The sequence below is a fragment of the Protofrankia sp. Cr2 genome (genome assembly GCF_963555885.1).
In the GTDB taxonomy this organism is placed as follows: domain Bacteria; phylum Actinomycetota; class Actinomycetes; order Frankiales; family Frankiaceae; genus Protofrankia.
In genome coordinates, this window is record NZ_CAUVXG010000020.1 from 21,323 (window position 1) to 31,657 (window position 10,335).

General features: G+C 67.5%; 9 protein-coding genes and 1 CRISPR repeat array. Of the genes, 5 read left to right on the top strand and 4 right to left on the bottom strand.

The genetic code is table 11. The features are described 5' to 3' along the window. Window positions 1-315 precede the first annotated feature (315 nt). Complete coding sequence (locus tag U9978_RS11570; RefSeq protein ID WP_322761101.1) at window positions 316-939, bottom strand: MarR family winged helix-turn-helix transcriptional regulator; 624 nt, start codon at window positions 937-939, stop codon at window positions 316-318. 306 nt (window positions 940-1,245) lie between these two features. Between U9978_RS11570 and U9978_RS11575 the strand changes: the two genes are divergently transcribed. Next, window positions 1,246-2,310, top strand: coding sequence for an aromatic ring-hydroxylating dioxygenase subunit alpha (locus tag U9978_RS11575; RefSeq protein WP_322761102.1), 1,065 nt, complete (start codon window positions 1,246-1,248; stop codon window positions 2,308-2,310). A 110-nt stretch (window positions 2,311-2,420) separates the two neighbouring features. Here the strand turns inward: U9978_RS11575 and U9978_RS11580 are convergent, their stop codons facing one another. The 3 genes from U9978_RS11580 to U9978_RS11590 form a co-directional block, all read right to left on the bottom strand. After that, window positions 2,421-3,347, bottom strand: a complete 927-nt coding sequence (locus U9978_RS11580) for an alpha/beta hydrolase (protein ID WP_322761103.1) — start codon at window positions 3,345-3,347, stop codon at window positions 2,421-2,423. Window positions 3,348-3,415: 68 nt separating this feature from the next. Beyond that, entirely contained in the window at window positions 3,416-4,519 is a 1,104-nt protein-coding gene (locus tag U9978_RS11585; protein ID WP_322761104.1) for an NAD(P)-dependent alcohol dehydrogenase, read from the bottom strand. A 111-nt stretch (window positions 4,520-4,630) separates the two neighbouring features. Beyond that, window positions 4,631-6,088, bottom strand: a complete 1,458-nt coding sequence (locus U9978_RS11590) for an aldehyde dehydrogenase family protein (RefSeq protein ID WP_416210936.1) — start codon at window positions 6,086-6,088, stop codon at window positions 4,631-4,633. A 329-nt stretch (window positions 6,089-6,417) separates the two neighbouring features. Between U9978_RS11590 and U9978_RS11595 the strand changes: the two genes are divergently transcribed. From U9978_RS11595 to U9978_RS11610, 4 genes are all read left to right on the top strand, one after another. Beyond that, the gene (locus tag U9978_RS11595) at window positions 6,418-7,482 is read left to right on the top strand and encodes a helix-turn-helix domain-containing protein (RefSeq protein ID WP_322761106.1); all 1,065 of its coding nucleotides are present in this window, start codon (window positions 6,418-6,420) and stop codon (window positions 7,480-7,482) included. Window positions 7,483-7,518: 36 nt separating this feature from the next. Then, window positions 7,519-7,689: a hypothetical protein gene (locus U9978_RS11600; protein ID WP_322761107.1), complete on the top strand. Its 171-nt coding sequence runs from the start codon at window positions 7,519-7,521 to the stop codon at window positions 7,687-7,689. Between the two features lie 30 nt (window positions 7,690-7,719). Continuing rightward, on the top strand, window positions 7,720-7,980 hold the full coding sequence (locus U9978_RS11605; protein WP_322761108.1) for a hypothetical protein: 261 nt from the start codon (window positions 7,720-7,722) through the stop codon (window positions 7,978-7,980). A gap of 463 nt (window positions 7,981-8,443) precedes the next feature. After that, on the top strand, window positions 8,444-9,694 hold the full coding sequence (locus U9978_RS11610; RefSeq protein ID WP_322761109.1) for an ISL3 family transposase: 1,251 nt from the start codon (window positions 8,444-8,446) through the stop codon (window positions 9,692-9,694). A gap of 81 nt (window positions 9,695-9,775) precedes the next feature. Then, window positions 9,776-10,302: a CRISPR direct-repeat array (repeat unit 28 nt; unit sequence GGATCATCCCCGCTTGCGCGGGGCCGAC). Window positions 10,303-10,335: the final 33 nt, after the last annotated feature.

A 10,335-nucleotide genomic window follows, 5' to 3' on the forward strand; every position in this document is an offset into this window, starting at 1 on the left:
TTGCCGGGCCCTGTGTTCCGCGGAACGCACCGGTCGCTTGGCTGTTGTGGACGAGCCTGGCGAACGCGGTGCAGATGTCGATCAGGTAGCAGAGGATTCCCGCCGGTGCCGCCCGGGGCTGGAAAGGATCTCGATTTTCTGGAGTATTGACGCTGATTATGTCACAGCATGTTACCCTCCGCATAGGGTGGAGATGGTGATCGGCGTTTGTTTGTCGTCAGGTACGATTTTTGGCCGGATAGGCGTACCTGACGACAAACTCGCGCCGATCTTGCATCGAATACTTACACCGGTGGGATTGGCTGAGGAACAGGGCTACGACGCAGCCTGCTCGCCGTCGACCCGATCCGAGGCGGTAGACCTGTCGGTGCTGGCGGCGACTATCCGGGCGAGAAGTGTCAGGAACGTCGCCTGCTCGTCCGGGGTGAGTGGACCAAGGATGATCTCGTTCATCGCGTCGGCTCGACGGGCGACCGTGGCGTGCACAGCCTCGCCGTGTCGGGTGAGGCGCAGGACGTTGCGTCGCCCGTCGGCGGGGTCGCGCAGTCGCCGGACGAGGCCGCGCTGCACCAGTCGTGCGACCACGTCGGCGACGTTGGAACGGTCGAGTGATGCGCGCTCTCCGACCGTCTTCTGGTCGACGCCGGGCTCGGCGAGCAGGCAGTTGAGCACGGCGAACTGAGGCGGGGTGGTCTCGTCGGACACCACGGCGTTCCACAGTTGATAGGTCACCTGCTGGAGCCGTCGGGCGAGATGGCCCGGGTGCGCCGCGAGGTTCGCGGGTTCCGCGCGCGGTCCGTCGGGTTGGATGGCTGACGGCGCCGGCCGGGTCGACGGTGCGGATGATCCGCCGCCGTCGCATTCCGAGTCGTCCACATGTCTGGTCAGCGGTCGGTTCCATCCCTCCCGAAGCGGCGCTCTGGCGGAATTATAGTCCATACGTGGATTCCCCGGCATGCGGTGACGTCGACTGCGGCACTGCTCGATAGCCCGGACCGCCCGGCGGTACGGCGCCTTGACCGGCTCTTGACGGTGGCTGTCTCAAGTGCGACGCTTAAGTTACTCCGTACACGGAGTATCCAGATACGCGAAGTATCCAGATGCACGAAGTATCCAGATGCACGGAGTATGGCGATGTGGTGGATGGACGGTGTCCGCTCCCGAGGGCGAATCGGGCTGGTCTCCGACGTGCTGGTGGTGTTCCCCTGAGAGCGCCCGGCAATAGGGGCGCTGACATGAGAGGTGATGAGGGTGTTTCCGCAGAACCAGTGGTACGTCGCGGCCTGGAGCCGTGAGATCGGCCGCGACCTGTTCGCGCGGACGATCTGCGGCGAGCCGATCGTCTTCTACCGCACGCTGGACGGGCGGGTCGTCGCCCTGGCCGACCGCTGCGTCCACCGCCGCTACCCGCTGTCGCTCGGAACACTGCGGGGCGACGACCTGGAATGCGGGTATCACGGCTTCACCTACGACTGTTCGGGCACCTGCATCGCGGTACCCGGCCAGGAGCGGGTGCCGCGAACCGCACGGGTGCGCAGCTATCGCGTCGTCGAGCAGGCCAACTGGATCTGGGTCTGGATCGGCGAAGAGGCCAAGGCCGACCTCGCTGCCGTTCCGGACAACCACTGGCTCGACGACCCCGGCTGGACCATGATCGGCGATGTGGCCCCCCTGCCGGCCCGGTATCAACTCCTGGTCGACAACCTGCTCGACCTGTCCCACGAGACCTACCTGCACGCGGGATTCATCGGGACTCCCGAGGTGGCCGCGACGCCGATTCAGACCGAGGTCGACCACGCGGGGCAGGTCATCCGGATCAGCCGGCACATGCACGGCGTCGAGTGCCCGCCCTTCTATGAGAAGTCAACCGGATTCTCGACGCCCATCGACCGCTGGCAGGACATCGAGTACCGTCCGGTCTGTTCGTACGTGCTGCATTCACGGATCGCACCAGCCGGCGTGCTGCCGGGAAATGCCGGCGGAGACGCCGGTGCTGTGCATGCAAAGATTCTCTACGGTATAACGCCGGAAACCGAGCACAGCACGTTCGACTTCTGGGCGGTGGCCCGCGACTTCGCGCTGGGCGACGCCGAGGTCTCCGCCTTCTTCGAGCGGATGAATCGGGAAGTCGTGCAGCAGGACGTGGACGCGCTGACGCTGCTCGAACAAGTGATCGCGGACGAGGAGAAGGCCGGCGGTGTCTCCGGCCACGGCCGCATCCAGGAACTCAGCATCGCCATCGACGCAGGTGCCCTCGCCGGGCGCAAAATGATCAGAGAAATGCTGGCATCCCCAGCACCGACATCCTGACTAAGAGTGCCCCGCAATAGGGGTATGGATCAAGAAGCGGGGCTGGGGTGCGTAGATCGCGAGGTGCACGCCCGCAGCCCCGCGAGAAGCGGAGCTGCGGGCGAGGCGGATTACAGGCGCAGTACGTCCGCCACGTCCGCGATCAGTTGATCGACGGCGTCTGCGGCCGCGTCCACGGCCGCGGTGTGTAGCTGGAAAAGGTGGTCGAGTCCCTCGACCCGCTTCGCGATGACCTTTGTGCCGGCCTGTTCGAGCCGGTGCGCGTACGCTTCCCCCTCGTCCCTGAGGATGTCGTACTCGGCTGTGTAGACCACTGCCGGCGGAAGCCCGCAGAGGTCGACGGCCGCAAGCGGAGACACCAGGGGATGGCTTCGCTGCGCCGGGTCAGGCACGTAGTTGTCCGTGAACCACCGGCCGGTCATCACGTCGAGACCGAATCCGGTCGCGTTCTCGGTGTACGAGGGCAAGGCCATAGTGGCGTCGACGGCGGGCGTCAGAAGTAGCTGAGCAGCCGGCATATTTTCGCCCCGCAGCTCGAGACATGCCGCGGCGGCGAGGTTGCCGCCGGCGCTCCATCCTCCGACGGCGACGCGGCCGCTGTCACCGCCGATTTCGCCGGCGTGCTCCCGGGCCCACAGATAGCCCGCGACCGCGTCGTTCAGCGCTGCCGGAAAGGGGTGCTCCGGCGCACGCCGGTAGTCGACGCTGACCACGACCGCGTCGGCGCCGACGGCCAGGCGCCGGCACAGCCAGTCGTCACTGTCCAGGTCGCCGAGCGTCCAGCCGCCACCGTGGAAATAGGTCAGCACGGGCCGGCGCCCATCCAATCCCGGCCGGTAGATCCGCACGGGGAGTTCCCCAGCGGGACCGGGCACCGTCCGGTCCGCCACGTGCACGACGGGCACCGGGCGGTCAGGTAGAGCCATCAGCTGGGCGTACAGCGCTCGGGCCTGGACGAGCGTGAGCGTGTGGAACGGTGGCAGGCCCGCTGCGGCAGCCTGTTTGAGAACGGCCTCGAATTGCGGATCAACTGGCATGGTGTGCCTTCCAGTTAGAGCGCCCGGCAATAGCCCCGCGACGCCGCGTCCCCTATTGCCGGTCGCTCCTAGAATGTGAGGACCGGTTTGATGGTCTTTCCCGCCACCATGTCGTCGACCGCGGTTTGGATCTGACTGAACCCGTACTCGGTGATCAGTTTCTGGACCGGCATCCGGCCGGAGCGAACAAGAGCGACGAGAACGGGCAGCAGCCGTTCGGTCTCGCTGTCACCGAGGGTGATCCCGACGACCTGGCGCCCCCCCAGCATGGCGTTGACATCGAGCGCCACCTCGGAGCCGAAGGGAGGCGCGCCGACGATGACCGCCGTCCCACGAGCGGCAAGGCAGTCGATCGCCGTCCGCAGGACAGCGGTGTTCCCCGTCGTCTCGACCACGCCGTCGACCCCCGCGCCACCGGTGATCTCGGCCAACTGTTCGGCGACGCCGCCGTCGGTGGCGTTGACAACGTCGGTGGCCCCCAGCTGCACCGCCAGGCGCAACCGCTGTTCGATCCGGTCGACGGCGATGATGCGTGTCGCCGGTGTGAGGGCAGCCGCCATGATCGCTGACAGGCCGACGGAACCGGCGCCGGTGACCGCGATCGTCGCGCCGGGGCGCGGATTCAGGACGTTCCAGACCGCGCCGGCGCCCGTCTGCACGCCACAGCCCAGCGGCGCGATCAGGTTGAGCGCGACGTCGGCGTCCACTTTGACGACGCTGCGCTCGTCGACCAGGGCATGGCGGGAGAAGGAGGACTGGCCGAAGAAGTGACCGCCGATCGTCTCCTGCGCCCTGGTGATGGTCGACGAACCGTCGGCACGCACGCCGCCGAGAAGGTTCATCGCAAGCCAGGTCGCGCAGTAGGCCGGGTGGCCGTCCCGACAGTTCCCGCATCGGCCGCAGGATGTGAACGACAACAGGACGTGGTCACCTGGTTGCACCCGACTGACCCCGGAGCCGACGCTTTCCACCACGCCGGCGCCCTCGTGCCCGAGGACGCCAGGCAGGGGAAACGGCAGACCGCCCCCGGCAACAGTGAGATCGGTGTGGCAGACGCCGGCTGCCACCAGGCGCACGACGACCTCGTCGGGTCGCGGGTCGTCTAACTCGACCTCGGACAGTGTGAACGGTTCTCCGGCCTTCTCGACGAGTGCCGCTTGCGTCGTCGTCATGCTGGCTGTATCTCCTTGCTCGGTGGTCACATGCTCACGGATTTCGCGGATGTAGGTGCTGGCTCCAGCTCGGTCGGTGCTGACGCCGGATCGGTCGGTGCTGACGCCGGATCAGGTGAGCGCGACGATCACGGACTTGACCTGCGTGTACTCGTGCAGACCTTCAGGCCCGTTCTCGCGGCCGTAGCCAGACTGTTTGTAGCCGCCGAATGGCATGGCGGGATCGAGCAGTGCCCAGCCGTTGACCCACACGATGCCCGCCGCAAGCCGTGCCGCGACCCGGTGGGCCCGGGCGACATCGCGGGTGTGCAGGCCTGCCGCGAGTCCGAAGGGCGTGCTGTTGGCGAGAGCGACGGCCTCGTCCTCGTCCTCGAACGGCTGGACGGTCAGCACCGGGCCGAAGATCTCCTCCTGGACGAGACGGGAATCATTGGGCATGCCGGTGATGACGGTGGGGGCGTAGTACGAGCCGCCACCGAGGTCGAGCCGCTGCCCGCCGGTCACAATCCGGACACCGTTGGTTGCACGGGCCAGCTGGATGTAGTCCTCGACCTTGGCCAGGTGCCGCTCGCCGCCCAGCGGCCCCACGATGGTGGATTCCTCGAACGGATCCCCGACCGGCACGCCGGCGGCGCCACCTGCGACGGCTTCGACCACCGTGTCGAACAGTTCGCGCGCCACCAGCAGCCGGGTGCCACCCATACAGAACTGGCCGGTGTTGAACACGAATCCCTGGATCGCCGCGCCGATGGCCGTGTCGAGGTCCGCGTCAGCGAAGATCAGCTGCGCGGACTTGCCGCCCAGCTCGATGGTCGCCGGCTTGAGGAACTCACCGGCCAGGCTCGCCACCGACCGCCCGACCGGCGTCGACCCGGTAAAGGCGATCTTGTCGACACCCGGGTGGCGGATGAGCGCCTGGCCGGCCACCGCCCCGGCGGTGACCACGTTCACGACTCCGTCAGGCACACCGGCTGCCGAGAACAGCTCCGCCATCCGCAGCGCCGACAACGGCGTGTCCTCGGCCGGCTTGTGGACGATCGTATTTCCGGCTGCCAACGCCGGAGCGATTTTGCTGTTGGAGAGGATCAGCGGGAAGTTGAACGGCGTGATGGCTCCGACTACACCGATGGGTTCGCGGCGGGTATATGCCAGCGCGGGCACGGAAATCGACCGTGTCGACCCGTCGATTGTCTGCGCCAGAGCGGCATAATACTCGTATTGCTCGATCACGGTATTGACGTCGACTACCCGGGACAGTGTGATCGGCTTGCCGACATCCAGAGTTTCCAGCCGAGCCAGTTCGTCGGCGTGCTCGCGCACGAGCTCGGCGACGCGAATCAGGACGCGAGCGCGCTCCCGGCCCGACAGCCGGGGCCACGGCCCCTCGTCGAAGGCCCTGCGAGCAGCCTTGACTGCGCTGTCGATATCCGCTTCGCCACCGTCGACCACCGTGGCGACGGTCTGCCCGGTCGACGGGTCGATCACCGCGCGGCGCTCCTCTCCGACTCCGTCGCGCCACCCACCGTCGATGAACAGCCGGCCCGCCGACACCATTGGTCGACCGGGCATCGCGGTCGTGTCGTCGATAGCCACGGTCACAGCCTGTGTTATTATTTGGTCCACAGTAATGACACCTCCACGCGGCGGAATCCGCCGGTACAGCGATGGCGGTCAGCTGATGCTGAAACGCCTGGTCCGACACACGTCGGTGGATCGCCTGGACTTCTCGTCGCGCTATCGCGAACGCCGGTTCCTGCACCAGACTCATGCACCAGACTCAATAGTCAGGATGGCCACGTTCGGGCCAGCGCAGTTGACGACGGGCGCCCTGATTCTTGCGCGCAGGTGTACAGTTCGGCCCTGAAAGTGATCACGAAGGCTGGTCGAGGAGGCGAGGCGTGGACAGCACCGGTGCGGCGGGGTGCCGATTAGCGAACGCACCTGTGGAGGCCGGCGAGGCGGCTCCTGGACCGGCCACGCCTGCCGGTACCGCGATGTCACGCTCCTTCGAGGGAGCACGCGACATCGAGCAGTGGCGTCATGCGGTCAGCACTACCTTCGAGACCTTGGAACCGGTCGTGGATGCCGACGGCCCGTTCCACGCGGTGCTGGACGCGACCACCCTGGGAGAACTGTCACTGCTATCCGTACAGGCATCGCCACACATGGTCGTGCGTACCGCTGTCGCCACAGGAACCGCCGACCGGCCCGTGTACAAGATCACACTTCAGGTGGCTGGTGTCACGGTGCTGGATCAAGATGGCCATGAGTGCCTGCTCCAGCCCGGCGACCTTGTTCTGTCCGACACCGGACGTCCGTACCGGCATAGCAGCCGAGACGACTTTCACCTTGCTGTTCTGATCTTTCCACGCGACCTGGTGCCCCTGCCGCCAGCACTCGTCGAACGGTGGACCGCTCGCGTCCTGCCGTCTCGGGAGGGTGCCGGCGCGGTGCTGAACGCGTGCATGCGCAGCCTGCTGGCCCATGCGCAGTCGTGCGGGACGGGAGCCAGCCATCGACTGGCCGCGGCCTGCATGGATCTGCTCGCGGCGACGCTCGCCGACACCACGGACAACAGCGCCACGACTCCGGCCGATGCACGGCGATTACAGATCATCGCCTGGATTCGTGAGCACCTGACAGACGACGCCCTGTGCCCCGACGCGATCGCCGCGGCCCACCACATCTCGCCCCGGTATCTTCACCGGCTGTTCGAGGATCAGCAGATCTCCGTGTCCGCCTACATCCGCGCCCAACGGCTGGAACGCGTGAAAGCCGACCTCGAGAGTCGGCTGTTGGCCCGACACAGCATCAACGCCATCGCCGATCGGTGGGGCTTCCACAATCAGCCGCACCTCACCCGGCTTTTTCGGGAACGCTACGGTCTGACACCGGGTGAGGTCCGCCGCCGCGCCCTGAACCCGGACTCCACCGAGCCGCCCGTATCCTCGCCGACGGCCTGACGCTCGAGAAAGCACGGGCCGCGGGCCGTCTGGTCGGTGCCGCCGGCCGCGGCCGAGCAGATGTGGGAGAAGGTGCTGACCTGGCGGCAGATGATCCGTCTTCAGATCAACATCGATCTCCCCGCACTACCGCAAGGCACCTCGGTGGACGCCGCGTACCTCCCCCTGGACGCCGCTGTCGTCAACACGCTGGGCCGGTGGCGGTGAGCGGCGCGACCCCCGGGCAGCGTCCTCGCGGTGACCGCCCATCCCGACGATGCCGAGCTGTGGATAGGCGGCACCCTCGCGTGGCATGCCCGGCATGCCACCGTCACGATCGCTGTGGAGCGAGTGGCCGAGGAGCGGGCCGCTGAGGCGAAGTTGGCCACGGACATGCTCGGCGCCAGCGTGGAGGTGGTCGACCGGCATCAGGAGCAGGACTGCGTCGACCTGCTGTGCCGGCTCACACCCGAGGTTCTGTCAAGGCTTCCTGAAAACTGGATCTGGATCTGGCCCTGATCTTGTGGTCGGGGTGGCCCCGGGGGCGGTGAGTCGTCAGGATCAGGCTGCTGTGATCATGTGGCGGGTGCCTCTCTGATCTTGGAGTTCTGCTTCCGTATCTGGCGGGTCTGGTCCTCGACCGGGTTGACCGGGCTGGTGATCGTGTGCGGCTGTGGGCCCGTGTTCGAGGGTCGGGTAGGGCCTGTCCGGGTTGTGGGGTGGTCTCGGAGCGGGTGCATGGCCGGTATCGGCGGCGGTTGGTCGATGCGGCGATCGCGGGTGCCCAGGTCGAGATCGATCTGCTGGTCCGGCGGTTCCGGTGCCTGGACTCGGGCTGTTCAAGGGTGACGTTCGCGGAACAGGTTGTGGGTCTGACGAGTCCGCATGCTCGGTTCACCCCGCTCGCTACCGGGATGATCGAGGCGATCGGGTTGGCGTTGGCGGGGCGGGCCGGTTCGCGTCTCGCCGGGCGGATGGGTCTGTGTGCTGGCCGGAACACGGTGCTGCGTCGGGTGCGCGGGCGTTACCCGACCCGCAGGTGGGTGTCGTGGCGACCCTCGGCGTGGACGATTTCGCGGTGCGCCGGGGGCGGGTCTATGGAACGGTCCTGGTCGATCTGGACCGTCACCGGCCGGTGGATCTGCTCGCGGATCGGGAGGCTGCGACGTTCGCCGGCTGGCTGGCCGAGCATCCCGGCGCGCAGGTGATCTGCCGGGACCGGGCCGGTGCCTACGCCGACGGTGCCCGCACCGACGCCCCGAACGCGGTGGAAGTGGCGGACAGGTGGCATCTGTGGCACAACCTCGCCGGGTACGTCGAGGCGACTGTCGCCCACCATCGTTCCTGCCTGAAAGAACCTGCCCTACCGGCCGTCGAGGCCCCCGCAAGCCAGCCGGACGACGTCGAGGAGGCGGTGGCCGAGGCGCGGGACGAACACTTCGAGAGCCGGGCGTTCGTGCGGAACGCCCGCGAGCGGTATGCCGCTGTCCAGAACCTCAAAGCGCAGGGCCTCGGCATCAAGCCGATCATGCGGGAATTGGGGCTGGCGAAGGAAACGGTCCGCAAGTACTACCGCGCGGCCACCATCGAGGACGTCCTGGCCAAGACCCGCGACGGACGCGGTTCGGTCCTGCGGCGGTGGGAGCCCTACCTCCACGAGCGGGTGAACGCCGGGATCACCAATGGCAGTCAGCTGTTCCGGGAGATCCGCGAACAGGGCTACCCCGGAAGCCAGGCCACCGTCCTGGCCTACCTGCGCCCGCTGCGCGCCGCCAGCGCCACCGCACCCGCACCCGCACCCGCACCCGCACCCGCACCCGCACCGGCGCCGGCGCCGGCGCCGAAGGTCCGCACCGTGACCCGCTGGGTCCTCACCGATCCCGACCACCTCGACGAGGAGGAAACCCTCGCGTTGAAGCAGGTCCTCGTCCGCTGCCAGCACCTGCAGACCCTCGCGGGTCACGTCACCGCGTTCGCGCAGATGCTCACCGGACGCCACGGCGACCGGCTCAACAGCTGGATCGCCGCTGTCGACGCCGACGACCTCCCTGAACTGCACCGTTTCACCCGCGGCCTGCTCCGCGACCACGACGCCGTCCTCAACGGCCTGACACTGCCCCACAGCTCCGGACAGGTCGAAGGCACCGTGAACCGCATCAAAATGATCAAGAGGCAAATGTACGGCAGAGCGAACTTCGACCTGCTCCGCAAACGCGTACTCCTCGCGACCTGACCGCCGCCGGGGCCACCCCGACCACAAGATCAGGGCCAGATCCAGATCCAGTTTTCAGGAAGCTGCGACAGGTTCTCCTTGGGATCATCCCCGCTTGCGCGGGGCCGACTGGATCGGGCCATTATTTCCGCGCCGCGATCGGGGATCATCCCCGCACGCGCGAGGCCGACCTGCTCAAAGGCGTTGCCATACAGCTCAATCTCGGATCATCCCCGCTTGCGCGGGGCCGACACATCACCACCAGCCGCCCACCAGCCGCCCGGCTGCCGCCAGCGGGATCATCCCCGCTTGCGCGGGGCCGACCGAACATCCGGTCGCCGAAATCAACCCGGACCAGGATCATCCCCGCTTGCGCGGGGCCGACCTGGTTGGCCAGCTGGCTTATCCACTACCGGATGGATCATCCCCGCTTGCGCGGGGCCGACCCAGCGGCACCATGAGCAGCGGGAAAACACGGAGGATCATCCCCGCTTGCGCGGGGCCGACGCGCGTAGGCGCCGTTCCATCGCCCGCAGCGCCGGATCATCCCCGCTTGCGCGGGGCCGACGTCGCCGTACCCGTCACCGGAATCTCAGAGCTGGGATCATCCCCGCTTGCGCGGGGCCGACGGAGAGAAAGGAGGCGCGCACGCACCCACGCGA

Bases quoted from the DNA above. Each gene is read 5' to 3' on its own strand.
- U9978_RS11585 (WP_322761104.1), bottom strand. From the start codon at position 4,519: ATGACGACGACGCAAGCGGCACTCGTCGAGAAGGCCGGAGAACCGTTC.
- U9978_RS11590 (WP_416210936.1), bottom strand. From the start codon at position 6,088: ATGCCCGGTCGACCAATGGTGTCGGCGGGCCGGCTGTTCATCGACGGT.
- U9978_RS11570 (WP_322761101.1), bottom strand. From the start codon at position 939: ATGGACTATAATTCCGCCAGAGCGCCGCTTCGGGAGGGATGGAACCGA.
- U9978_RS11575 (WP_322761102.1), top strand. From the start codon at position 1,246: ATGAGGGTGTTTCCGCAGAACCAGTGGTACGTCGCGGCCTGGAGCCGT.
- U9978_RS11580 (WP_322761103.1), bottom strand. From the start codon at position 3,347: ATGCCAGTTGATCCGCAATTCGAGGCCGTTCTCAAACAGGCTGCCGCA.